This window comes from Streptomyces sp. NBC_01006, from assembly GCF_045162725.1.
Taxonomy (GTDB): domain Bacteria; phylum Actinomycetota; class Actinomycetes; order Streptomycetales; family Streptomycetaceae; genus Streptomyces.
On the sequence record NZ_CP108700.1, the window covers coordinates 3,238,832 to 3,261,906 of the forward strand.

The following is a 23,075-nucleotide window of genomic DNA, read 5'->3' on the forward strand; positions in this document are numbered from 1 at the left end:
CCGGTCGTTCCTACGTCGGCCAAAGCGCGCGAGCTTAGTGCGGAGGGGCGATCCACGCGACCGATTTATGCCCGTCCGACGCGGAACGAGCGGCCAATCGGGTAGACAGCATGAGGTACAGACGTGGATATTTCGTACGGCGTCGAGGAGTTCTGGCGATGAGCGACCAGTCACCACCACCGGGCTGGACCCCTCGTGACCCGGACACCCCCTCAGGGCGGCCCACGCAGCCGCCGCCGGCAGGGCAGCCGCAGAAACCGCAGAAGCCGGCCAGTGAGAGGCAGGCCCGCCGAGCCGCCAAGAAGGCGGAGCGGAAACGGAAGCGGACCGGCTGGCGCCGCCTCGTCCCCACCTGGCGCATGGTGCTCGGCGCCCTCCTGCTGCTCGCCCTGCTGATCGTCGGCGCCTTCGTCGCCGGCTACCTGCTGGTCCACATCCCGCCCGCCAACGCCGCCGCCACCGCCCAGTCCAACCTGTACCTCTACGCCGACGGCTCCCAGCTCGCCCGCGACGGCGAGGTCAACCGCGTCAACGTCCCGCTCTCGCAGATCCCCCGCACCGTCCAGGAAGCCGTACTGGCCGCGGAGGACCGGGACTTCCACTCCGAGCGGGCCGTCGACCCCAAGGCGATGGTCCGCGCCGCCTGGAACACGGCGACCGGCAAGGGCACCCAGTCCGGCTCCACCATCACCCAGCAGTACGTCAAGAACTACTACCTGGGTCAGGAACAGACCATCAAGCGCAAGGTGAAGGAGTTCTTCATCGCGATCAAACTCGGTCGCGAGAAGTCGAAGGACTACATCCTGGAGGGCTACCTCAACACCAGCTACTTCGGCCGCAACGCGTACGGCATCCAGGCCGCCGCCCAGGCCTACTACGGCAAGGACGTCGACGAACTCAACCCCGCCGAGGGCGCGTACCTCGCCACCCTCCTCAACTCCCCCAGCGCCTTCGACGTCGTCGCCCACCCCCAGAGCCGCGACCGCGCGCTCGCCCGCTGGAACTACGTACTCGACGGCATGGTCAAGAAGCAGTGGCTGCCGGCGGCCGAACGGGCCGCCATCCGCTTCCCCGAACCCGGCAAGGTCCGCCCGGCCGCCGGGCTCTCGGGCCAGCGCGGCTACCTCGTCGAGGCCGTCAAGGACTACATCGTCGAACACAAGATCCTCGACGAGAAGACCCTCGCCGAGGGCGGCTACCGCATCACCACGACGATCGACAAGCGCCGGCAGAACGCGTTCGTCGACGCCGTCGACGAGAAGATGGTCAGCCAACTCGACCCGGAGAAGCGCAAGGCCGACCGCGTCGTACGGGCCGGCGGGGTCTCCATCGACCCGGCCACCGGCAAGGTCGTCGCCATGTACGGGGGCATCGACTACACCAAGCAGTACGTCAACAACGCGACCCGGCACGACTACCAGGTGGCCTCCACCTTCAAGCCGTTCGTGTTCGCGGCCGCCGTCGAGAACGACTCCCGCACCCAGGACGGCCGCCTGATCACCCCCAACACCATCTACGACGGCGACAACAAGCGCCGCGTGGTCGGCACCCGGACCCCCTACGCCCCCGAGAACGAGGGGCAGATCTCGTACGGGAACATCACCGTCAACACCGCCACCGACCTCTCCGTCAACGCCGTCTTCGCGCAGATGGTCGTCGACGTCGGCACCGCCAAGGTCAAGCAGGCCGCGATCGGTCTCGGCATCCCCGCGGACACCCCGAACTTCGACGCCGGCCCGGCCATGGCGCTGGGCACCATGCAGGCCAGCGTCCTGGACATGACCCAGGCCTACGCGACCCTCGCCGACCACGGCCGCTACACCCCGTACACCCTCGTCGAGAAGATCGAGAAGGCCGACGACGACGTCCACCTGCCCGACCGCACCCCGAAGCAGGCCATCAGCCGCGAAGCCGCCGACACCACCACGTCCATGCTGGTCAGCGTCGTCGACAACGGCACCGGTACGGCCGCCCTCGCCGCCGGGCACCCGGCCGCCGGCAAGACGGGCACCGGCGAACTGGACCGCTCCGCCTGGTTCGCGGCGTACACCCCGGACCTGGTCACGGTCGTCTCGATGATGGGCCAGGACCCCGATACGGGCACCCTGGAATCCCTGTACGGGGCGCTCGGCGAGGCCAGGATCGGGGGCGGCGGGTACCCGGCCCGGATCTGGGCGCAGTACACGAAGACGGCCCTGGAGAACAGCGACCCCCTGGACTTCGACCTCGATCTCCAGCCGGGCGCGGCCCCGTCCCCGCCGCCGTTCGTCCCGAGCAGCCCGGAGCCGTCGGAGGACGAGAGCACCCCCGAATCCCCGGCGCCGCCGAGCCGGCCGAACCGCCCGGGCCGGCCGACGCCGCCCACCGGCGGCCAGGACCAGGGCGGCCAGACCCAGGGCCAGACCACCGGGGGCCGGACCACGGAGGGCGACACCACGGGAGGTCAGACGGACGAGGGCACCTCCGCCGGAACGAGTACCGGAACAAGTACGGGAACGAGTACGGGGACGACCGCCGGCTCCACGTCGGGCTCAACGTCGGGCTCCACGGCGGGCGCCCTGGGCGGCGTGACGGGCGGCCTGCGCAGGCGCCCGCCCTCGGAATACCTGGAGTAGCCCCGCCCGGGGGGCGGCGGATCAGTGACCGGAGGTCGCCTTCAGCCCCACCACGGCGACCAGCAGCAGGCAGATGAAGAAGATCCGGGCGGCGGTGACGGGCTCACCCAGCACCGCCATACCGAGCACGGCGGCGCCGGCCGCGCCGATGCCCACCCATACGCCGTACGCGGTACCGATGGGCAGCGTCTTGGCGGCGTACGAGAGCAGCACCATGCTGGCGACGATCCCGGCCCCGGTGAACACACTGGGCCACAGCCGGGTGAAGCCCTCCGTGAACTTCATACCGATCGACCAGCCGACTTCGAGCAGACCGGCGACGAGAAGCAGAACCCAGGCCATGACAGGCACCTCCGGAACGAGAGCGAACGGGGTGCGTCGTCTTGTCGTCCAGCCACGGCTACCCGGTACGGCGCGTCTCGTCGGGGTTCCCCACCACCGTAGCAAAGCCCATGCGAAAGGGCCGGTGACACCGGTCACCGGCCCTTCGACGTCGGTCCTTCGCGGGAAACCGTTCTCCTACAGATAGAGCCCGGTGGAGTCCTTGGACCCCTCCAGCCGCTCCGCGGCCACGGCGTGCAGGTCCCGCTCGCGCATCAGCACGTACGTCGCACCGCGCACCTCGACCTCGGCCCGGTCCTCGGGGTCGTACAGCACCCGGTCGCCCGGCTCCACACTGCGTACGTTCTGCCCGACCGCGACCACCTCGGCCCAGGCCAGCCGCTTGCCCACGGCAGCGGTCGCCGGGATCAGGATGCCGCCGCCCGAGCGCCGCTCGCCCTCCGGCGAGTCGGACTTCACGAGCACACGGTCGTGCAGCATGCGGATGGGCAGCTTGTCGTGGGTGGTGGTCTTGGTGTCGTCGCTCACGCCACGAACCTACCCGCCCGCGACCGGCCCGTACGCCGCAGGGTCATCAGCGCTTGCGCCGTGCCGATACGACGAGCAGGCCGATCACACCGGCCGCGACCAGCGCGACCGGCACGATCCGCTCGAAGCGCGGGGCACCGTCCTCGTGGCGCAGGCCCTCCCGTACGTCCGTCAGGAGACGGTTCACGGCGACGACGGCACGCCCGGCGGTGTGGTCCACGGTCGAGGCGACCCTGGCCTTCGCGTCCCCGATGATCGTCTTCGGATGCACGCGCACGCCGATCTCGTCGAGCGTCTCGGCGAGCTGCTCGCGACGGCGGACGATGTCCGCCTCGATCTGTGCGGGGGTCCTGGCTTCGGGCACGGGCACCGCGCTGCCTCCGTCGTCGTCGGGTCGAGTAGGGGGCGTAGCCCACCATGAACAGTCTGTCAGCTTAGTCTCGGACCGTACCGATCCCCTCCCGAGGAGACTGTTGACATGAGCGAGCGACTCCAGCCGGGCGACACCGCCCCCGCCTTCACCCTGCCCGACGCGGACGGCAACGAGGTCTCGCTCGCCGACCACAAGGGCCGCAAGGTGATCGTGTACTTCTACCCCGCGGCGCTGACGCCGGGCTGCACGAAGCAGGCCTGCGATTTCACGGACAACCTGTCGGTGCTGGCCGAGGCCGGCTACGACGTGATCGGCGTGTCCCCGGACAAGCCGGAGAAGCTGGCGAAGTTCCGCGAGAAGGAGCACCTGAAGGTCACCCTGGTCGGCGACCCGGAGAAGAAGGTCCTTGAGTCCTACGGCGCGTACGGCGAGAAGAAGCTGTACGGCAAGACGGTGACCGGCGTCATCCGCTCCACGGTGATCGTGGACGAGGAGGGCAAGGTCGAACGCGCCCTCTACAACGTCAAGGCCACGGGCCACGTAGCCAAGATCATCAAGGACCTGGGCATCTGACCCGACCCCCAGCCCCCGAGCGGCCCGCACCAACAACCCGGTGCGGGCCGCTCCGCTTATCGGACGAAACAAGCCGTAACCGTCCGACTATCGCCCCGTTACTCCATACGAGAGCCGCACACGCGGCCGGAAGCGGAGGGGGCGTCGGATGGCGACGAGCCAATACACGAGGGAACGCCTGACGGAGGCGGCGCGTACGTCGCGAACGCTGAGCGAGGTGGTGGAGAAAGTGGGGGCGGACCCGCGGGGTGGGTCCCGGGAATACGTCCGCGTCCGCATGCGGAAGCTGGGGATCGACACATCACACTTCGAGCGGGAGGGGATGAAGTGGACCAAGGAGGTCCTTGAGAAGGCTGTGGCCGATTCCAGCAACATGTACGAGGTGCTCCACCGACTCGGCCTGGAGGCCGTGGGCGGACACCACGCGCACATCAGCCGCAAGGTGAAGGCATTCGGCATCGACACCTCGCACTTCACCGGCCCGAGGCGGACGGAGCGAATGCGGGACAACAGACGCCGCCGCACAGCCGAGGAGATCCTCTGCGAGGACGCCTCGCCGCAGGCCACAAGAACGCCCAACTCCCGGCTGCGGCGCGCCCTCCTGGAGGCCGGGGCCAGCGAGTGCTGCGCCTTCTGCGGCATCGAGGCGGTCTGGCTGGGCGAGCCGCTCGCCCTGGAGGTCGACCACATCGACGGCAACTGGCGGAACAACCGGCGAGAGAACCTGCGGTTCCTCTGCCCCAACTGCCACTCCACGACTGATACATACCGCGGCCGAGGCAAGGTGCGACGATGACCACCGCCAACCGCTACACGAAGGAAGCCCTGGCCGAGGCGGCCCGGCTCTGCTCGAACATCGAGGAGGTCATCGCCCGCCTGGGCACGCGACCGTACTCCCGGCTCGCCTCCTACCTTCTGAAGCGGTTCGCCGACCACGGTATCGACGTGTCCCACTTCCCCGCCGTTGGCCGACCGCCCCGGCCGACGGCGGCGGAGCTTCGGCACGCCGTGGACGCTTCGCGCTCACTCTCCGAGTCCCTTCGCATCCTCGGCCGGCCGGACAACCATCATCAGCGCGCACGCCTGAAGGCATGGATCGCGGACGAGGGCCTCAGCACTGCCCACTTCCTGGGACAAGCCCACCAGCGCGGCAAGCCATCGCCCACCGCCAAAACGCCGGACGAAATACTCGTCCGGCATGACAGACAGCGGAGAACCGGCACCAAGACGCTGCGTCGCGCGCTGCACGAGATCGGCGTCCCTGAGTGCTGTGACCGGTGTGGAACCCCTCCCGAGTGGACCGGGCGCCCCATGACCTTGGAGATCGACCACGTCAACGGCGACTGGAGCGACGACCGCCGGGAGAACCTCAGGCTGCTGTGCCCCAACTGCCACGCGATCACCAGCACATGGTGCCGAGGAGGCCCCCGCCGGTCGAGTTCCTGATCTTGCGCATTTTCGTACAGCCGCCTGCCGCTATCATGGCAGGCGGCTAGCGGCGGTGGCGCAACGGCGACGCAGCAGACTTAGGATCTGTGGCCCGTGAAACGGCTTGAGGGTTCGAATCCCTTCCGCCGCACAGCAACGGCCTGCGAATCGAAAGATCGATTCGCAGGCCATTTTTTTGTACCAGCCTCAGGCGACCAGGGCGCGGATGAAGGGGACCAGGGCGCGGAAGGCCTGGCCGCGGTGGGAGATGGCGTTCTTTTCCGCCGCGGTGAGTTCCGCGCAGGTGCGGGTGTCGCCCTCGGGCTGGAGGATCGGGTCGTAGCCGAAGCCGCCCGTGCCCGCCGGGGCGTGGCGGAGGGTGCCGAGGAGGCGGCCCTCCACGACGCGTTCGGTGCCGTCCGGGAGGGCGAGGGCCGCCGCGCACGCGAAGTGGGCTCCGCGGTGCTCGTCGGCGATGTCCCCGAGCTGGGCCAGCAGGAGGTCCAGGTTCGCCCGGTCGTCTCCGTGCTTGCCCGCCCACCGCGCCGAGAAGATGCCGGGGGCGCCGTTCAGGACGTCCACGCAGAGGCCCGAGTCGTCGGCGATCGCCGGCAGTCCGGTGGCCCGGGCCAGGGCGTGCGCCTTGAGGAGGGCGTTCTCGGCGAAGGTGACGCCGGTCTCCTTGACGTCCGGGATCTGCGGGTACGCGTCCGCGCCGACCAGCTCGTACGGCAGGCCGGCGTCGGACAGGATGGCGTGGAGCTCGGCGACTTTGCCCGCGTTGCGGGTGGCGAGGATCAGGCGGCTGGTCATGGACCCCATTATTCCGGCCGGCCGGGAGCGGGCTCGGGTCAGCCCGGGGTGCAGACCTTCGAGAGTTCCTTCGCGGCGTCGGCGACCGGCTGGATGTCCGGGTTGGCGTTGCCGTTCTCGATGGCCGTGCGGACGTTCTTCACCGCCGTGGTCATGGAGGAGACGGCCTTGCTCAGGTCGGCGTTGTCCGTCTGGTCGCCGACCTTCTTGAGGTTCGTCTCGATCTGGTTCAGCGCGTTCTGGGCGTCCTGCGGGCTGTTGCCGGCCTGGGAGACCGCCTGCTGGAGGTCGCCCACCCCGTCGGTGATGGCCACCGCCGTGTTCGCGCAGTCCATCGCCGTCGAGATCGCGTCACAGGACGTCAGCGCCGGGACGGCCAGAGCCGCGGCGAGCACGACGGCCGCTATGCGGTGCTTCGGGTTCATGGTTCGGGTCTCCCAGGAATCGACACGGATGCGAGATACGAGATACGAGATGTGAGGACGGGCGCACGGCTTTGACACCGTGCGCCCGTATGCAGGGGGACGCACCAGCAGCCCCGGCGGTTCTCGCTAGAGCTGGAGCGCGCCCAGCTGGATGGCCTCCAGGTCGGCGCAGCCGCCCGCGGCCAGGTCCAGGAGGGCGTTGAGCTCCTTGCGGTCGAAGGGCTCGCCCTCGGCGGTGCCCTGGACCTCGACGAAGCGGCCGTCGCCGGTGCAGACCACGTTCATGTCGGTCTCGGCGCGCACGTCCTCCTCGTAGCAGAGGTCGAGCAGCGGGACGCCGTCCACGATGCCGACGCTGACGGCGGCGACGGTGCCGGTGAGGGGCTTGCGGCCGGCCTTGATCAGCTTCTTCTGCTGGCCCCAGGCGACGGCGTCGGCCAGGGCCACGTAGGCGCCGGTGATGGCGGCGGTGCGGGTGCCGCCGTCGGCCTGGAGGACGTCGCAGTCCAGGACGATGGTGTTCTCGCCCAGCGCCTTGTAGTCGATGACGGCGCGCAGGGAGCGGCCGATGAGGCGGGAGATCTCGTGGGTGCGGCCGCCGATCTTGCCGCGTACGGATTCGCGGTCGCCGCGGGTGTTGGTGGAGCGGGGCAGCATCGAGTACTCGGAGGTGACCCAGCCTTCGCCGCTGCCCTTGCGCCAGCGCGGGACGCCTTCGGTGAAGGAGGCGGTGCAGAAGACCTTGGTGTCACCGAAGGAGATGAGGACGGAGCCCTCGGCGTGCTTGCTCCATCCGCGTTCGATGGTGACCGGGCGGAGCTGTTCGGGCGTACGGCCGTCGATGCGAGACATGCGTCCGAGCCTAGTCGGTGGCCGGGTACGCGAGAGCCGGGTACGCGAAGACCCCGTCCGGGTGGGTCCGGTACGGGGTCTGGCGGAGGTTCGAGCGGGAGCTCAGCTCACATCATGTCTTCGATGTCGGCGGCGATCGGGTCGGCGTCGGTGCCGATGACGACCTGGACCGCGGTGCCCATCTTCACGACGCCGTGGGCGCCGGCGGCCTTCAGGGCAACCTCGTCGACCTTGCTGGGGTCGATGACCTCGGTGCGCAGGCGGGTGATGCAGCCCTCGACCTCTTCGATGTTCTCGATGCCGCCGAGCCCGGCGACGATCTTCTCAGCCTTGGTGGCCATGTGTTTCTCCCTGAGTTCTACGAAGAACGAGTCTCGGCGGTCCTGGTCCAGCCAGCGCGATCCGCTTTGTCACGGTAGCCCACTGTTGGCCCAGCTACGCGAGCGTGGGTCCAGCTTCTGCCGAATGATGACGATCAGCAGCAACCTGCCCTCCGGGCGGGTGAATGCGACCGCATCACAAGTGGTCTACACCAGTGTGCCGCACGGGACGCACCTGCCCAAACGGGCCCGCCAGGGAGGACGCCGATGAGCGCGAGCAGTGCCGCAGCAGCACCGCAGCCAAAGTGGTGGAGCGGCTTGTACCCGGGCCTGCAGAAGATGGGGCGCAGCCTTCAGCTGCCGATCGCGGTGCTGCCCGCGGCCGGACTCCTCAACGGGCTGGGGCAGCCCGGCGTATTGGGTGAGGAGGGCCTGAACTGGACGATCGTGTCGAAGGTGATGGTGGCCGCGGGCGGCGCGCTGCTGAACGCGGACATCGGCCTGCCGCTGCTCTTCTGCATCGGTGTAGCGATCGGCATGGCGAAGAAGGCGGACGGTTCGACGGCCCTCGCGGCGGTGGCGGGCTTCCTCGTCTACCGGGGCGTGCTGCACGCCTTCCCCAACGAGTGTCCGATCGGCACCAGGTCCATCGGCGGCGGCTGCATCGGGCCGAACGACACCTTCGTGGAGTTCACGTACCAGAACCCCGGTGTGTTCGGCGGCATCATCATGGGCCTGCTGGCCGCCTGGTTCTGGCAGCGCTTCCACCGGGTGAAGCTGGTCGACTGGCTGGGCTTCTTCAACGGGCGTCGGCTGGTGCCGATCCTCATGTCGTTCGTGGCGATCGGGTTCGCGGCGATCTGCCTGTGGATCTGGCCGCCGGTCGGCAGCGCGCTGGAGTCCTTCTCCGACTGGCTGGTGGGGCTGGGTTCCTGGGGCGCCGGCATCTTCGGCGTGGCCAACCGCGCGCTGCTGGTGATCGGCCTGCACCAGTTCCTGAACGTGCCGGTGTGGTTCCAGTTCGGCAGCTACACCAAGCCGGACGGGACGACGGTGCACGGTGACATCAACATGTTCCTGGCGGGCGACCCGAACGCGGGGCTGTTCCTGACCGGCTTCTTCCCGATCATGATGTTCGCGCTTCCGGCGGCGGCGCTGGCGATCACGCACTGCGCGAAGCCGCAGCGGCGCAAGGAGGTCGGCGGTCTGATGCTGTCGGTCGCCCTGACGTCCTTCGTCACGGGCATCACGGAGCCGCTGGAGTACTCGTTCCTCTTCGTCGCGCCGGTGCTGTACGCGATCCACGCCCTGCTGACGGGCGTGTCGATGGCGGTGACGTGGGCGCTGGGGGTGCACGACGGCTTCAGCTTCTCGGCGGGGCTGATCGACTACGTCATCAATTTCGGCCTGGCGACGAAGCCCTTGCTGATCATTCCGATCGGCCTGTGCTTCGCGGCGGTGTACTACGCGGTATTCCGCTTCGCGATCACGAAGTTCAACATCCCGACCCCGGGGCGGGAGTCCGACGAGGAGATCGCGGCGATGGAGGCGGACAACACGAAGGCATAACGGTCCCCTGCGTAGCGCGAGGCCCTCGGATCCACGGATCCGGGGGCCTTCCGCTTGTTCCGGGCCGTTCGGGGGCCGGTACCGCACGCCCGGCCGCCCCCGCGGGCGAGATGTGGCGTAGACCACAGGAAATCGAAGGTTCCTTATCTATCCCCGACCATGCTACAACTGGTCTACACCACCCATTGGTGTAGACCACGCAAGCCCGGTCCGGAGCTCGCGTACCCCCATTTTGAGACGCCGCCATCCCCCGTTGCACTCGCTGGGCGGCGCCTTGCCTTCTGGAGGAACCTCATGTCCACAGCCACCGCTGCGGAAAAGAAGAAGGGCGCGGGCGTGATGGCCGTCATGCAGCGCATCGGCCGGAGCCTCATGCTCCCCGTTGCGGTGCTCCCGGCCGCCGCGCTGCTCGTCCGCCTCGGCGACAAGGACATGCTCGGCGATCCCTCGCTGCCGACGTTCCTGACCAAGATAGCCGGATACATGTCCGCCGGCGGTGGCGCGATCCTCGACAACATGGCGCTGCTGTTCGCCGTGGGCATCGCGATCGGCTTCGCCAAGAAGTCCGACGGCTCGACCGCGCTCGCCGCGGTGACCGGTTACCTGGTCTTCAAGAACGTGCTCGCCACGTTCACCGACTCGAACCTGCCGAAGATAGCCAAGGCGGTCGACGGCAAGGTCGTCATGATCGACGCCCCGGTCGACGCCAAGGTGCTCGGCGGTGTCGTCATGGGCATCGTGGTCGCCCTGATCTACCAGAAGTTCTACCGGACCAAGCTGCCCGAGTGGGCGGGCTTCTTCGGTGGCCGTCGTCTGGTCCCGATCCTCTCGGCCTTCGCCGGTCTCGTCATCGGTATCGTCTTCGGCCTGATCTGGCCGGTCCTCGGCACGGGTCTGCACAGCTTCGGTGAGTGGCTCGTCGGCTCCGGCGCCGTCGGCGCGGGCATCTTCGGTGTCGCCAACCGTGCGCTGATCCCGGTCGGCATGCACCACCTGCTGAACTCCTTCCCGTGGTTCCAGGCCGGCGAGTTCCAGGGCAAGAGCGGCGACATCTCCCGCTTCCTCGCCGGTGACCCGAGCGCCGGACAGTTCATGACCGGCTTCTTCCCGATCATGATGTTCGCCCTTCCGGCGGCCTGCCTCGCGATCGTCCACTGCGCCCGCCCCGAGCGGCGCAAGGTCGTCGGCGGCATGATGTTCTCCCTCGCGCTGACCTCCTTCGTCACCGGTGTGACCGAGCCGATCGAGTTCACGTTCATGTTCATCGCCCCGGTCCTGTACGCGATCCACGCGGTACTGACCGGTGTCTCCATGGCGCTGACGTGGGGTCTGGGCATGAAGGACGGCTTCGGCTTCTCGGCCGGCGCCATCGACTACCTGCTGAACCTGGGCAAGGCCACCAACCCGCTGGGCCTGGCGGTCGTGGGCCTGTGCTTCGCGGCGGTCTACTACGTGGTCTTCCGCTTCGCGATCACGAAGTTCAACCTGCCGACGCCGGGCCGCGAGTCCGACGAGGAGCTCGCCGAGCTGCTCAAGGCCGAGGCCAAGTAAGAAGAACCGCGTACGGCGAAGCCCCCGCTCTCCCTTCCGGGAGGGCGGGGGCTTCCTCGTGCGTACGGCCGAGAGCCGTGCTCAGACCTCGTAGACGGCGCCCGCGTACGCCAGGTCCACCGGGCCGTCGTAGACCGCGCGGGCGTCGGCCAGGTTCTGGCGGGCGTCCGTCCACGGCGGGATGTGCGTCAGGACGAGCCGGCCGACCTTGCCGCCCTGCGCGAACTCCCCGGCCTCGCGGCCGTTGAGGTGGAGGTCCGGGACGTCCTCCTTGCCGTGCGTGAAGGAGGCCTCGCACAGGAACAGGTCCGTGCCCTCGGCCAGCATCCCCAGCTCGGGGCAGACACCCGTGTCGCCGGAGTACGTCAGGGAGCGGCCGCCGTGTTCGACGCGGATGCCGTAGGCCTCGACGGGGTGGCAGACCCGCTCGGTGCGGACCCTGAACGGGCCGATCTCGAAGCTGCCGGACTTCAGGGTCCGGAAGTCGAAGACCTCGCTCATGGAGCGCTCGTCGGGGACGTCCTCGTACGCGGTCGTCAGGCGCTTCTCGGTGCCGTCGGGGCCGTAGACCGGGATCGTGCCGCAGCGGCCGCCCTCGTGGCGGTAGAAGCGGGCGACGAAGTACGCGCACATGTCGATGCAGTGGTCCGCGTGCAGATGGCTCAGGAAGATCGCGTCGAGGTCGTAGAGACCGACGTGGCGCTGCAGCTCGCCCAGGGCGCCGTTGCCCATGTCGAGGAGCAGCCGGAAGCCGTCGGCCTCGACGAGGTAGCTCGAACAGGCCGATTCCGCGGACGGGAACGACCCCGAGCAGCCGACGACGGTGAGCTTCATGGAGCGAGAACCTCCGGGGACGGTCCGTGGACGGAATGCGGGCCGTGCGTGGGTCGAGCGTAAGGCGCGAAACGTCAGGTCGCTCCTCCGCGGCAGGCCGTTGTGGGGGGAATCACCTGTGCTGTCACCCGGGGGAGCGACGGTGGGCACGGGCGTGCCGGTGCACTGCCGTGCCGGGGTGCGGGGGCGCGGCTACCTTCGGAATATGGACACGTCCTGGTGGCCCGCGGCGGTCGCGGTGGTGGCCGTGGTGCTGGTGGTGCTGGTGGCGGGGCGGCGGCCGGGGCGCGCCCGGCGGGACCCGCCGCCGCACGGGCCGGGCGCGGCGCCGCAGCCGCGGGCCGGTGAGCTGTGGTCTCTCGCGGACGGGCGGCTGTGCCTGGTGCTGGCGGCGTCGTCCGTACGGGCCCACCGGGCGCGGGTCGCGTGGATCACCGGGAAGTACGACGACCGGCGGGCCGGGGTGATCCCGCTGCCGCCGGGGACGGTGGGGGCGCAGGGCCGGGCGGGCTTCCTGGAAGCGGACCGGCCGGAGGAGGTGTGGGTGTGGGAGTTCCGCAGTCGGCTGGGAGTCCTGGATCCCGCGGTGTGGGACGAGGTCAAGGGACTCGGAGGTGGCGGCTGATGGTGCGGGTGCGGCGGGTGTACGACCCCCCGGAGCCGGGGGCGGACGGCGTGCGGGTGCTCGTGGACCGGCTGTGGCCGCGGGGTCTGTCGAAGGCGGCGGCCGCGGTGGACCGGTGGCCGAAGGCGGTGACCCCGTCCGGGGAGCTGCGCACGTGGTTCCACGGGGGCGGGGGCTCGGCGCAGGAGTTCCGGGCCCGCTACGAGGCGGAGCTGGCGGAGCCGGAGGCGGCGGCGGAACTGGCCCGCCTGCGCACGCTGGCCGGGGCGGGCCCGCTCACCCTGCTGACCGCGGTCAAGGACCCCGCCGCGAGCCACGCCGCGATCCTGGCGGAGCTGCTGTCCGGGTGACGCTCGGCCGGGTGACGGCTCAGCGAGGTGACGGCTGAGCCCCGGGCCCGGGGCTCAGCCCCGGGCCACCGGAGGGGTCAGGCCCAGAGCTGGCCCTGCAGGGTTTCGATCGCTTCTTCGGTGGTCTTCGCCGTGTAGACGCCCGTCGACAGGTACTTCCAGCCGCCGTCGGCCACGACGAAGACGATGTCCGCCGTTTCGCCCGCCGCGACCGCCTTGCGGCCCACGCCGATCGCCGCGTGCAGGGCGGCGCCGGTGGAGACGCCCGCGAAGATGCCCTCCTGCTGGAGGAGTTCGCGGGTGCGCGTGACCGCGTCCGCCGAGCCCACCGAGAAGCGGGTGGTCAGGACCGAGGCGTCGTACAGCTCCGGGACGAAGCCCTCGTCGAGGTTGCGCAGGCCGTAGACCAGATCGTCGTACCGCGGCTCCGCCGCGACGATCCGCACGCCCGGCACGTGCTCGCGCAGGTAGCGGCCCACGCCCATCAGGGTGCCGGTCGTGCCCAGGCCCGCCACGAAGTGGGTGATCGAGGGGAGGTCCCGCAGGATCTCGGGGCCCGTCGTCGCGTAGTGCGCGCCCGCGTTGTCCGGGTTCCCGTACTGGTAGAGCATCACCCAGTCGGGGTGCTCCGCCGCCAGCTCCTTGGCCACCCGGACCGCGGTGTTCGACCCGCCCGCCGCCGGCGAAGAGATGATCTCGGCTCCCCACATGGCCAGCAGGTCACGCCGCTCCTGCGAGGTGTTCTCCGGCATGACGCACACGATCCGGTAGCCCTTGAGCTTGGCCGCCATCGCCAGCGAGATGCCGGTGTTGCCCGACGTCGGCTCCAGGATCGTGCAGCCGGGGGTCAGCCGGCCGTCCTTCTCCGCCTGCTCGACCATGTGGAGCGCGGGGCGGTCCTTGATCGAGCCGGTCGGGTTCCGGTCCTCCAGCTTGGCCCAGATGCGGACGTCGTCCGAGGGCGACAGCCGGGGCAGCCGGACGAGCGGCGTGTTGCCGACCGCGGCCAGCGGGGAGTCGTAGCGCATCAGACGGAGCCGCCGGCGACCGCCGGGAGGATGGTGACGCTGTCGCCGTCCTTGAGGGCGGTGGAGATGCCGTCCAGGAAGCGGACGTCCTCGTCGTTGAGGTAGACGTTCACGAAGCGGCGCAGCTTGCCGCCGTCCACGATGCGCTCCTCAATGCCCTTGTGACGCGTCTCCAGGTCCGCGAAGAGCTCGGACAGGGTGGTGCCCTCACCGCTGACGGCCTTCTCGCCGTCGGTGTAGGTGCGGAGGATGGTGGGGATGCGGACCTCGATGGCCATGGCAGGCTCCAGTGGTGAAGTAAGGCGGGAGGGGCGTAAGGGCGCGCGGCGCAAGGGCCCCCGCGCGAGGGGCTGTGGTGCTCAGGCGGCAGGACAGATGCTGCTGGCGAGACGGCACAGGTCGACGTGCAGCCGCGCCACGAGCAGCAGCCTGCCGGGCGTCTCGATGCTCACGTCGTGGGGAACCATGCGGTCATGTTAACGATTCCCGGTCCCCCGTTTGGAGTGTGATCCCGCATCGTGGACGCCAACCGCTCACATCGTGGTCAGTAGCCCGCTACGACCTGCACTTCTTCCTCCGTGATGACGCCTTCGGCGATCCGGTACGAGCGGAACTGGAACTCGCCGATGCCGTCGGTGTCCGCCGTCGAGACCAGGACGTAGTGCGCGCCGGGCTCGTTCGCGTACGTGACGTCCGTACGGGAGGGGTAGGCCTCGGTCGCGGTGTGCGAGTGGTAGACGATCACGGGCTCCTCGTCCCGGTCGTCGAGCTCGCGGTAGAGCTTCAGCAGGTCCTTCGAGTCGAACTCGTAGAACGTGGGCGAGCGGGCCGCGTTGAGCATCGGGACGAACCGCTCGGGGCGGTCGGTGCCGGCCGGTCCGGCCACGACGCCGCAGGCCTCGTCGGGGTGGTCCTTGCGGGCGTGCTCGACGATCCGGTCGTACAGCGCCTGGGTGAGGGTCAGCATGGTCGACAGGATAAGCAGACGGGCCCTCCCGTACCGAGGTGTGGTACGGGAGGGCCCGGATGCTGGACAGGATCGGTCAGGCGACCGGCTCTGCGGCTTTGTCGGCCCCGCCGGCCTTGTTGAAGGCGGCTCCGGCCGGGTTGCGCTTCTTGAGCACCAGGTACGAGACGCCCAGGATCAGGCCCCACAGCGGCGCGCAGTACAGCGAGACGCGGGAGTCCTTGTCGATGCCCATCATCACGATGACCATGCCGATGAACAGCAGGGCGAACCAGCTGCTCCACGGGGCGCCGGGGGCCCGGAAGGGGGACTGCGGCAGCTCGCCGCGGTCGGCCTTGGCGCGGTAGCGGATCTGGCAGACCAGGATCATGATCCAGGCCCACATGCCGGAGATGGTGGCGAAGGAGACGACGTAGTCGAAGGCCTTGCCCGGGGCGACGTAGTTGATCCAGACGCCCACCAGCATCAGCGCGGCGGAGAAGGTGGTGCCGACCAGCGGGGTGCCGCTCTTGGTGAGCTTGGTGAAGAACTTCGGGCCCTGGCCGTTGAGCGCGAGGTCGCGCAGCATGCGGCCGGTGGAGTACATGCCCGAGTTGCAGGAGGAGAGCGCGGCGGTCAGCACGACGAAGTTGACGATCGCGGCGCCGACGCCCAGGCCCATCTTCTCGAAGGCCAGCACGAACGGGCTCTCGCCCGCCTTGAAGTTGGACCACGGGATGACCGACATGATCATGATGAGCGCGCCGACGTAGAAGACGGCGATGCGCCACGGCACGGTGTTGATGGCCTTGGGCAGGGTCTTCTCGGGGTCCTTGGACTCGCCGGCGGTGACACCGACCAGCTCGACCGCGAGGAAGGCGAACATGACGATCTGCAGCGTCATCAGCGTCTCGCCGATGCCGTTGGGGAAGAAGCCGCGGTCGCTCCAGAGGTTGGAGACGGACGCGGTGGCGGCGGCGTCGGAGAAGCCGACGGTGAGGATGCCGGCGCAGATCAGGATCATGCCGACGATGGCTGTGACCTTGACCATGGAGAACCAGAACTCCAGCTCACCGAAGAGCTTCACGGAGATCAGGTTGGCGGCGTAGAGGATGACCGTGAAGATCAGCGCGTAGGCCCACTGCGGGAAGCTGTCGTGGGTCCAGTACGACATGTACTTGGCCGCCGCGGTCACCTCGGTGATGCCGGTGACCACCCAGAAGAGCCAGTACGTCCAGCCGGTCGCGTACCCCCAGAAGGGGCCCAGGAACTCCCGGGCGTAGTCCGAGAAGGAGCCCGAGACCGGGCGGTACATCAGCAGCTCGCCGAGGGCGCGCATGATGAAGAAGATGACCAGGCCCGCGATGGCGTAGGCCAGGATCAGGCTCGGTCCGGCCTTCGAGATCGCCTTGCCGGCGCCCAGGAAGAGGCCGGTGCCGATGGCTCCGCCGATCGCGATCATCTGGATCTGGCGGGCTCCGAGTGCGCGGTGGTATCCCTCGCCACCCTCGGCCGCGGCGCCCTCGCCGGGCGTCCTGTCGTGCTGCTCGACCTGCACAGAGGTCATGTGTTGGTGCGCCTTTCTCCACGCCGACCCGCGCCTGCGAAGGCAGCGGATCGGGTCCTCGATCCCCCCGGATACGGATGGAGTTGCACCCGGCGGTCAGCCGGTTCAAGCAGGCCGGGGGACATGGGTGGCGCCCCGTCGGCGGTCGTGAAGATTTATCACGGGCTTATGGGTGCCGGAGGCGTGGAAAAGTGACCTGGAGCATAATAAATTCAGGACATAGGTCCTGAAACGCGTCAGATCACCGCATCGCGGTGATCTGATCGTTATCCGGATTTGAGCGTCCGCTGAGCGAACGGCGTTCGCTTCGGCGGCTGCTCCGTTGGTTCACTGCGGGGGCTCAGAGCGTTTCGATGAGCGTCTCCTGGAGGCCACCCAGCCACAGGTACGCCATCACCATCGGCTTGCGCGGATCGTCGTCCGGCAGCCGGAAGAGCATCGCGCTCTCGTCGTCCTCGGTGATGTCGAGCCGGGCCGCGATGGTCAGGCGCAGGTCGTTGAGCGCGCCCAGCCAGCGCAGCGGCAGCTCTCCGGTGAGCTCCAGCAGCGCCGTCCCCTCGCCGCCGGGCGTCAGCCCGTCCAGGCTCCGTACGACGGCCAGCGCGTCCTCCCGCTTGCGGGTGCGCAGGTCGTTCTCGGTGAACCGGCGGAACTCCGCCGACCGGGCGGCCAGCTCGGCCGGGTCGACGCCCTGGTCCTCGGCGCCGGGGCCGCCGTAGGCGTCGGGGAAGAGCCGGATCAGCGCGGGGTCGGAGGGCCGCTCGGTGGGCCCCTGGTTGCCCTCGGCGAACAGCACGGCCAGCGGGTCGGCGTCCTCTTCGGGCTCGGGCGCGCCCGGTCCGATGAGCTCCAGCAGCTGCACGGCCAGCGAGCGCAGGATGGAGATCTCGATCTCGTCCAGCGCGATGGCGGCGCCGCCGCCCTTCAGGGCTTCGAACATCCCGGCGGAGCGCCCCATCAGAAGCGGTCCTGGGAGAGGGTCGCCCACAGGCCGTAGCCGTGCATGGCCTGCACGTCGCGCTCCATTTCCTCGCGGCTGCCGCTGGACACGACCGCCCGACCCTTGTGGTGGACGTCGAGCATCAGCTTGTGCGCCTTGTCCTTCGAATAGCCGAAGTACGCCTGGAACACGTACGTCACGTAGCTCATGAGGTTGACCGGGTCGTTGTGCACCAGGGTCACCCAGGGGACGTCGGGTTCGGGGACAGCGAAGGTCTCTTCGGCCGACTCGGTGCGTTCGATCTCAATGGGAGCAACACTCACTTGTCCCATGCTGCCACTGCTACCGGCCGGTCGCACAAACGGGTCCCGAGATCTCGTCACTTTGACGAAATGTGCGCTAGCATCCGAGGCATGAACCCTGCGGACCTGGGCCTGCCGGTGGACGTGCCGTCGACAGCGCTCTTCACGGATCATTACGAGCTCACGATGCTGCAGGCCGCCCTGGCGAACGGCACCGCCGACCGCCGGTCGGTCTTCGAGGTCTTCACCCGGCGGCTGCCCGAGGGGCGCCGCTACGGGGTCGTGGCGGGCACCGGCCGCGTCCTGGACGCGGTGGAGAACTTCCGCTTCGACGCGGCCGTGCTGGAGTTCCTGCGCGAGAGTGCAGTCGTCGACATGCGGACGCTGGACTGGCTGTCCTCGTACCGCTTCTCGGGCGACATCTGGGGCTACCCGGAGGGAGAGGTCTACTTCCCCGGCTCGCCGATCCTGCGCGTCGAGGGCAGCTTCGCCGAGTGCGTCCTGCTGGAGACCGTGATCCTGTCGATCCTGAACCACGACTCGGCGATCGCGGCCGCCGCCTCCCGGATGGCCTCGGCGGCCGGCGGGCGGCCGCTGATCGAGATGGGCGCGCGGCGCACGCACGAGCTGGCCGCGGTGGCCGCCTCGCGGGCCGCGTACGTCGGCGGCTTCGCCTCCACCTCGGACCTGGCGGCCGGCTTCCGGTACGGGATCCCGACGGTCGGGACCTCGGCGCACGCCTTCACGCTGGTGCACGACACCGAGCGGGACGCCTTCCAGGCCCAGGTGGCCTCGCTGGGCAGCGGGACCACGCTGCTGGTGGACACGTACGACGTGGCGGAGGCCGTACGGACGGCCGTCGAGGTGGCCGGTACGGGGCTGGGGGCGGTCCGGATCGACTCCGGCGACCTGCTGCTCGTCGCGCACCGGGTGCGCCACCAGCTCGATGAGCTCGGGGCGACGGGGACGCGGATCGTGGTGACCTCGGACCTGGACGAGTACGCGATCGCCTCGCTGGCGGCGGCTCCGGTGGACGCGTACGGGGTCGGCACGCAGCTGGTGACGGGCAGCGGGCACCCCACGTGCTCGATGGTCTACAAGCTGGTGGCGCGGGCCACGTCGGCGGACCCGAAGGCGCCGCTGGTGCCGGTGGCGAAGAAGTCCACGGGCGGGAAGACCTCGATCGGCGGCCGCAAGTGGGCGGCGCGGCGGGTGGACGCGGAGGGGGTCGCGGAGGCGGAGGTGGTCGGGACCGGCGCGGTGCCGGCGGCGCTCTCGGACACCCAGCTCCTCGTCCAGCTGGTGAAGGCGGGCGAGGTGGTCGCCCGCGAGCCCCTGGAGGCGGCCCGCGACCGCCACCGCGAGGCCTGCGCCGGCCTCCCGCTCTCGGCGACGCAGCTCTCGCGCGGCGAGCCGGTCATCCCGACGGAGTACGCCTAGACCCGAGCGGTGCCCCACGGACCGGGGCGGCGCACCCGGTTTCGGGGAGGGGCGGGGCGGGGGAAGAGCCCGCGCAGCGGCAGACACGACAACCGAAGGACACGCGACATGCACCGCGCACTGATCGTCGTCGACGTACAGAACGACTTCTGCGAAGGCGGCAGCCTCGCGGTCACCGGCGGGGCCGATGTCGCCGCCGCGATCACCGAGCTGATCGGCCAGTCCACGGCCGGCTACCGGCACGTCGTCGCCAGCCGCGACCGCCACATCGACCCCGGGTCGCACTTCGCCCGCCCCCCGGCCGAGCCGGACTACGAGACCTCCTGGCCGGTCCACTGCGTCGCCGGGACCGAGGGCGTCGGGTTCCACCCGAACTTCGCCCCCGCCGTCGCCTCCGGAGCCGTTACCGCCGTCTTCGACAAGGGGGCCTACGAGGCCGCGTACAGCGGGTTCGAGGGGTCCAACGAGAACGGCACCCCGCTCACCCAGTGGCTGCGGGACCAGCGCGTGAGCGAGGTGGACGTCGTCGGGATCGCCACCGACCACTGCGTGCGGGCCACGGCCCTCGACGCCATACGCGCCGGCTTCACCACCCGCGTGCTGCTGGACCTGTCGGTCGCCGTGGCCCCCCACACCGCCGCCAGGGCGCTGGAGGAGCTCCGCTCGGCCGGCGTCAAGCTGATCGGCGAGAGCCCCCGCTAGGAGCCCGCAAGGCCGTCACCAAGGGCCTGCCGGGCCGGCTAGTGCCCCAGCAGGGCCCGGATCGGGTGCCAGAGCTCCTGCGCCCGGTCCGGGGCGCCGCGCCACAGCAGGCCGTCCGGGTGGTGCAGGACGGCCGTGACCTCGTCCGGGGTCGGCGGCTGTGCGTTGCCGCGCAGGTACACCGCCCGCATCCCGAGGTTCCGCAGCCTGGTCAGGGCGCGGGCCCGGTTCGCGGCGTGCACCAGGACGCGGACGTTCCCGCCCTCGCCGCAGGGCCGCGGCAGCGTGAGTGCGACCACCACGCTGCCGCCTGGCAATCTGACGAAACCTCCACCGGGCATGATCTTCAGCTCCCCCGTCAATAAGAAAAACTCGCACCCGCATCTAAACGCGAACGGCCGCCGCCCGCTAGGGGGCGACGGCCGATCATGCTTTGACCTGCAGGTTTAGCGAATTACTTGGCGGCGGGGCCGACCTCGACCGTCATCTGGAGACCGTCGTACGGCTCCTTCACGATCTTGATCTTGGTGTTGGTGTCAGTGACCTTCACCGAACCGGTCGGGTTCTCGTCGTAGTAGTACTTGCCCTTGTGGTCGTCGAAGACCAGGTTCGCGGGCTTCGGCTTCAGGAACAGCGCCTCACCGTTCTTGTGCAGGGTGAAGGCGTCCGTCGAGTACGCGCTGAACGTCGCGTCGTACGGCTGGATCTTGTTCCGCAGCAGGGTGCCGTCCGACCACTTCATCGGCTTGGCGTTGGCGTCGATCGGGAGGATCAGACCCGAGCCCGGGTGCTGGCTGGTGTTGTTGTCCTTCTGGGACTTGTCCCACAGCCAGATCAGCAGGCCGTCCTGGTACGGGTAGTGCTCCACCCAGCCCGGCTTCGTGTTGGTGAAGCCGAAGTTGTACGGGCCCACCTTGAGGGTGGAGTCGTACGAGACGTAGCGGCGGTTCTCCGCGATGTAGTACTGCGGGTAGTCCTTGGTGAAGCCGGCGCCGATGCGCGAGAAGCCCTTGCCGGTCCAGCCGTTGTCGCCGTTCTCGGCGCCGTCGGTGAACAGGGTCTGGCCGTCCGCGGTGATCTTGAAGGCGTCACCGGTGAAGCCCTTGCCGCCCGCGCCGCCGTCCGTCTGGTAGCGGAAGCGCAGGTCGATCTTCTTGCCGGCGTAGGCGTCGAGCGGGTAGTTCAGGTCCTGCCAGCCGGCGGAGGCGTCGGTCAGACCGGCGTTGCCCGCGGCGTCGGCCGGGATGGCCTTGCCGTTGGCGGTGCCGTTCAGGACGGTCCAGGTGGCGCCGCCGTCGGTGGACGCCTCGGCGTAGAGGTAGTCGTAGTCCTTCTCGATGTCCCACCAGCCCTTGAGGGACACGGCGGCGGAGGACTTGCCGGTCAGGTCGACCGAGCGGGCGAGGGTGTTCTTGAGGTCGTCACCCATGTTGCTCCACCACTGCGAGGAGCCCTCGGCGGGAGCGACGATGTCGGTCTTGACCTGCTTGTTCGGCAGCTCGACGACCAGCGCCTGCTTGTCCTTGGTGTTGTACGCCGACACGCCCAGCTTGTGGGTGGACTTCGTCGCGGCCTTGGCCGTGTCGTAGTTCAGCCAGCCCAGCTGGAGCTTGTCCCAGGCGGTCATGTCGCCCGGGAGGTTGCCTATGGAGTCCTTGCCGTCACCGAGCCAGGAGCCGGCCGACATCAGGGACCAGAAGCCCACCGAGTTGTCGCCGCCACCGGAGGTGTCGTAGAGGTCCGGCAGACCGAGGTCGTGGCCGTACTCGTGCGCGAAGACGCCGAGGCCGCCGTTCTCCGGCTGCATCGTGTAGTCGCCGACCCAGATGCCGGTGTCGCCGATCTGGGTGCCGCCGGCCTTGTTGTTCGCCGGGCCGGTCTTGCCCGCGTCGGTGCCGTAGGCGTACCAGCGGTGCGCCCACAGCGCGTTGGTGCCCTGGACACCGCCACCGGCCGACTCGTCCTCGCCCGCGTGGACGATCTGGAAGTGGTCGATGTAGCCGTCGGGCTCGTTGAAGTTGCCGTCGCCGTCGAAGTCGTTGCGGTCCCACTGGTCGTACTGGGCCAGCGTGGCCTTGATCTCGGCGTCGGTCTTGCCGGCCTTCTTCTGGGCGTCGACCCACGCGTTGACACCGTCACGGACGGTGTCCCAGACGTTGGCGCAGTTGGTCTGACCGCAGTAGTTCGAGCCGTAACGGGCCTCGTTGTACGGGATCTTGACCCAGTCGGCGACCTGGCCCTCGACCGAGTAACGGCCCGAGGAGGTCTTCTCGTAGTAGGTCTTCAGCGAGTTCTTGCCCTGGCCGGTACCGAAGTACAGGTCCTGGAAGTAGTCGCGGCTGAAGTCCTTGCGCCAGGCGGTGCTGTTGTTCGTGGCGCGGTCCGGCTCGGCGATCTGGTTGCGCGCCGGACCGGGGTTGCCGCCGTACTTCGGCGCCGCGGGCTTCGGGCCGTCCGGACCGTCCGGGTCGAACATGGTCGTGTTGTCGACCTGGTCGCCGAACTCGACGAGGATCGTGAAGATCTTGTCGGTCTTCTCGCGGCCGAGCTCGACGTACTTCTTGTCGTCGAGCTTGACGACCTTGGAGGCGCCCCGCTGCTCCACGGTCTTCTTGCCGGACAGGACCTGGTCGAGGGCGGCTTCGCGCGCCTGCGCCTGCTGGTCGCTGAACGGGCCCTTCAGGTTGTGCTGGACCGACTCCTTAGCGGAGGCGGACGGGTCCTGCCGGTCCGAGGCGGGCGCGGTCGACGGCGCCTCGGAAGCCTGGGCGGTGACGAGGAAGGCGCCGGAAGCCGCGGTTGCGGCCAGGGCCACACCGACGGCTGCGGCGCGCAGCGCTCGTCTGCGAGCGGAATTGCTGGTCACTTGATGTCGTTCCCCTCCCGCGGCCGCGACACAGGTCGGAACATCTCCGTTGGAGTGGGGGGTTCCGCGCGGCGCGCGTCTCAAGT

27 protein-coding genes, 1 tRNA gene and 1 riboswitch are annotated in these 23,075 nt (G+C 69.4%); of the genes, 11 read left to right on the forward strand and 17 right to left on the reverse strand.

Annotation, left to right across the window (positions count from 1 at the left end; genetic code table 11):
• Positions 1-158 precede the first annotated feature (158 nt).
• Positions 159-2,615 carry a transglycosylase domain-containing protein gene (locus OG509_RS14685; protein ID WP_406183041.1) on the forward strand — a complete coding sequence of 819 codons (2,457 nt, stop codon included), beginning with the start codon at positions 159-161 and terminating at the stop codon, positions 2,613-2,615.
• A gap of 21 nt (positions 2,616-2,636) precedes the next feature.
• Here OG509_RS14685 and OG509_RS14690 read toward each other — a convergent pair whose 3' ends face one another.
• The 3 genes from OG509_RS14690 to OG509_RS14700 all read right to left on the reverse strand — a co-directional run bounded on the left by OG509_RS14690 (position 2,637) and on the right by OG509_RS14700 (position 3,849).
• Positions 2,637-2,957, reverse strand: a complete 321-nt coding sequence (locus tag OG509_RS14690; protein ID WP_030158619.1) for a multidrug efflux SMR transporter — start codon at positions 2,955-2,957, stop codon at positions 2,637-2,639.
• Between the two features lie 30 nt (positions 2,958-2,987).
• Positions 2,988-3,065, reverse strand: a riboswitch (guanidine-III (ykkC-III) riboswitch).
• Positions 3,066-3,134: 69 nt separating this feature from the next.
• Entirely contained in the window at positions 3,135-3,437 is a 303-nt protein-coding gene (locus OG509_RS14695; RefSeq protein WP_048475576.1) for a co-chaperone GroES, read from the reverse strand.
• A gap of 94 nt (positions 3,438-3,531) precedes the next feature.
• Positions 3,532-3,849 (reverse strand): DUF3618 domain-containing protein, encoded by a 318-nt coding sequence (locus OG509_RS14700; protein WP_385579753.1) that lies wholly within the window; start codon positions 3,847-3,849, stop codon positions 3,532-3,534.
• A gap of 114 nt (positions 3,850-3,963) precedes the next feature.
• On the opposite strand from OG509_RS14700, the gene bcp reads away from it, so the two are divergent.
• The 4 genes from bcp to OG509_RS14720 all read left to right on the forward strand — a co-directional run bounded on the left by bcp (position 3,964) and on the right by OG509_RS14720 (position 6,010).
• Positions 3,964-4,431: a thioredoxin-dependent thiol peroxidase gene (gene bcp, locus OG509_RS14705; protein WP_030158622.1), complete on the forward strand. Its 468-nt coding sequence runs from the start codon at positions 3,964-3,966 to the stop codon at positions 4,429-4,431.
• A 148-nt stretch (positions 4,432-4,579) separates the two neighbouring features.
• Entirely contained in the window at positions 4,580-5,227 is a 648-nt protein-coding gene (locus OG509_RS14710) for an HNH endonuclease signature motif containing protein (protein WP_406183042.1), read from the forward strand.
• A complete protein-coding gene (locus OG509_RS14715; RefSeq protein WP_406183043.1) occupies positions 5,224-5,877 on the forward strand; it encodes an HNH endonuclease in 654 nt (217 codons plus the stop codon). The genes OG509_RS14710 and OG509_RS14715 overlap by 4 nt, the downstream gene beginning before the upstream one ends.
• A 49-nt stretch (positions 5,878-5,926) precedes the next feature.
• Positions 5,927-6,010 (forward strand) — tRNA-Leu (locus OG509_RS14720).
• Between the two features lie 56 nt (positions 6,011-6,066).
• On the opposite strand, the gene rdgB is transcribed toward OG509_RS14720, so the two are convergent.
• The 4 genes from rdgB to OG509_RS14740 all read right to left on the reverse strand — a co-directional run bounded on the left by rdgB (position 6,067) and on the right by OG509_RS14740 (position 8,341).
• Positions 6,067-6,672: an RdgB/HAM1 family non-canonical purine NTP pyrophosphatase gene (rdgB, locus tag OG509_RS14725; RefSeq protein WP_406183044.1), complete on the reverse strand. Its 606-nt coding sequence runs from the start codon at positions 6,670-6,672 to the stop codon at positions 6,067-6,069.
• Positions 6,673-6,710: 38 nt separating this feature from the next.
• Complete coding sequence (locus tag OG509_RS14730; RefSeq protein ID WP_406183045.1) at positions 6,711-7,097, reverse strand: hypothetical protein; 387 nt, start codon at positions 7,095-7,097, stop codon at positions 6,711-6,713.
• A 126-nt stretch (positions 7,098-7,223) separates the two neighbouring features.
• The gene (rph, locus tag OG509_RS14735) at positions 7,224-7,949 is read right to left on the reverse strand and encodes a ribonuclease PH (RefSeq protein ID WP_030299875.1); all 726 of its coding nucleotides are present in this window, start codon (positions 7,947-7,949) and stop codon (positions 7,224-7,226) included.
• Between the two features lie 107 nt (positions 7,950-8,056).
• On the reverse strand, positions 8,057-8,341 hold the full coding sequence (locus tag OG509_RS14740; RefSeq protein ID WP_403737125.1) for a glucose PTS transporter subunit EIIB: 285 nt from the start codon (positions 8,339-8,341) through the stop codon (positions 8,057-8,059).
• Between the two features lie 195 nt (positions 8,342-8,536).
• On the opposite strand from OG509_RS14740, the gene OG509_RS14745 reads away from it, so the two are divergent.
• Complete coding sequence (locus OG509_RS14745; RefSeq protein ID WP_406183046.1) at positions 8,537-9,838, forward strand: PTS transporter subunit EIIC; 1,302 nt, start codon at positions 8,537-8,539, stop codon at positions 9,836-9,838.
• A gap of 294 nt (positions 9,839-10,132) precedes the next feature.
• On the forward strand, positions 10,133-11,389 hold the full coding sequence (locus tag OG509_RS14750) for a PTS transporter subunit EIIC (RefSeq protein ID WP_406183047.1): 1,257 nt from the start codon (positions 10,133-10,135) through the stop codon (positions 11,387-11,389).
• Positions 11,390-11,470: 81 nt separating this feature from the next.
• On the opposite strand, the gene OG509_RS14755 is transcribed toward OG509_RS14750, so the two are convergent.
• Positions 11,471-12,223: an MBL fold metallo-hydrolase gene (locus tag OG509_RS14755; protein ID WP_406183048.1), complete on the reverse strand. Its 753-nt coding sequence runs from the start codon at positions 12,221-12,223 to the stop codon at positions 11,471-11,473.
• Between the two features lie 205 nt (positions 12,224-12,428).
• On the opposite strand from OG509_RS14755, the gene OG509_RS14760 reads away from it, so the two are divergent.
• Both OG509_RS14760 and OG509_RS14765 read left to right on the forward strand, forming a co-directional pair.
• On the forward strand, positions 12,429-12,848 hold the full coding sequence (locus OG509_RS14760; protein WP_406183049.1) for a hypothetical protein: 420 nt from the start codon (positions 12,429-12,431) through the stop codon (positions 12,846-12,848).
• Entirely contained in the window at positions 12,845-13,198 is a 354-nt protein-coding gene (locus OG509_RS14765) for a DUF488 domain-containing protein (RefSeq protein ID WP_406187578.1), read from the forward strand. Before OG509_RS14760 ends, OG509_RS14765 begins: the two co-directional genes overlap by 4 nt.
• A 77-nt stretch (positions 13,199-13,275) precedes the next feature.
• Here the strand turns inward: OG509_RS14765 and OG509_RS14770 are convergent, their stop codons facing one another.
• The 7 genes from OG509_RS14770 to clpS all read right to left on the reverse strand — a co-directional run bounded on the left by OG509_RS14770 (position 13,276) and on the right by clpS (position 18,011).
• Positions 13,276-14,226, reverse strand: a complete 951-nt coding sequence (locus OG509_RS14770) for a PLP-dependent cysteine synthase family protein (protein ID WP_384707805.1) — start codon at positions 14,224-14,226, stop codon at positions 13,276-13,278.
• Positions 14,226-14,504 (reverse strand): MoaD/ThiS family protein, encoded by a 279-nt coding sequence (locus tag OG509_RS14775; protein WP_030866524.1) that lies wholly within the window; start codon positions 14,502-14,504, stop codon positions 14,226-14,228. Before OG509_RS14775 ends, OG509_RS14770 begins: the two co-directional genes overlap by 1 nt.
• An 81-nt stretch (positions 14,505-14,585) precedes the next feature.
• On the reverse strand, positions 14,586-14,693 hold the full coding sequence (locus tag OG509_RS14780) for a putative leader peptide (RefSeq protein ID WP_324603773.1): 108 nt from the start codon (positions 14,691-14,693) through the stop codon (positions 14,586-14,588).
• Positions 14,694-14,770: 77 nt separating this feature from the next.
• Positions 14,771-15,193, reverse strand: coding sequence for a Mov34/MPN/PAD-1 family protein (locus tag OG509_RS14785; protein ID WP_406183050.1), 423 nt, complete (start codon positions 15,191-15,193; stop codon positions 14,771-14,773).
• Positions 15,194-15,269: 76 nt separating this feature from the next.
• Positions 15,270-16,739 (reverse strand): amino acid permease, encoded by a 1,470-nt coding sequence (locus tag OG509_RS14790; RefSeq protein WP_406183051.1) that lies wholly within the window; start codon positions 16,737-16,739, stop codon positions 15,270-15,272.
• 340 nt (positions 16,740-17,079) lie between these two features.
• Entirely contained in the window at positions 17,080-17,697 is a 618-nt protein-coding gene (locus tag OG509_RS14795) for a DUF2017 domain-containing protein (RefSeq protein ID WP_406183052.1), read from the reverse strand.
• Entirely contained in the window at positions 17,697-18,011 is a 315-nt protein-coding gene (gene clpS / locus OG509_RS14800) for an ATP-dependent Clp protease adapter ClpS (RefSeq protein ID WP_078622182.1), read from the reverse strand. Before clpS ends, OG509_RS14795 begins: the two co-directional genes overlap by 1 nt.
• An 81-nt stretch (positions 18,012-18,092) precedes the next feature.
• Here clpS and OG509_RS14805 point away from each other — a divergent pair, with 81 nt between their 5' ends.
• Both OG509_RS14805 and OG509_RS14810 read left to right on the forward strand, forming a co-directional pair.
• A complete protein-coding gene (locus OG509_RS14805; RefSeq protein ID WP_406183053.1) occupies positions 18,093-19,421 on the forward strand; it encodes a nicotinate phosphoribosyltransferase in 1,329 nt (442 codons plus the stop codon).
• A 108-nt stretch (positions 19,422-19,529) separates the two neighbouring features.
• Positions 19,530-20,123, forward strand: coding sequence for a nicotinamidase (locus OG509_RS14810; protein ID WP_406183054.1), 594 nt, complete (start codon positions 19,530-19,532; stop codon positions 20,121-20,123).
• 38 nt (positions 20,124-20,161) lie between these two features.
• On the opposite strand, the gene OG509_RS14815 is transcribed toward OG509_RS14810, so the two are convergent.
• Positions 20,162-20,464 (reverse strand): hypothetical protein, encoded by a 303-nt coding sequence (locus tag OG509_RS14815; RefSeq protein WP_030158646.1) that lies wholly within the window; start codon positions 20,462-20,464, stop codon positions 20,162-20,164.
• 113 nt (positions 20,465-20,577) lie between these two features.
• Positions 20,578-22,989, reverse strand: a complete 2,412-nt coding sequence (locus tag OG509_RS14820; protein WP_406183055.1) for an immune inhibitor A domain-containing protein — start codon at positions 22,987-22,989, stop codon at positions 20,578-20,580.
• Between the last annotated feature and the right edge of the window lie 86 nt (positions 22,990-23,075).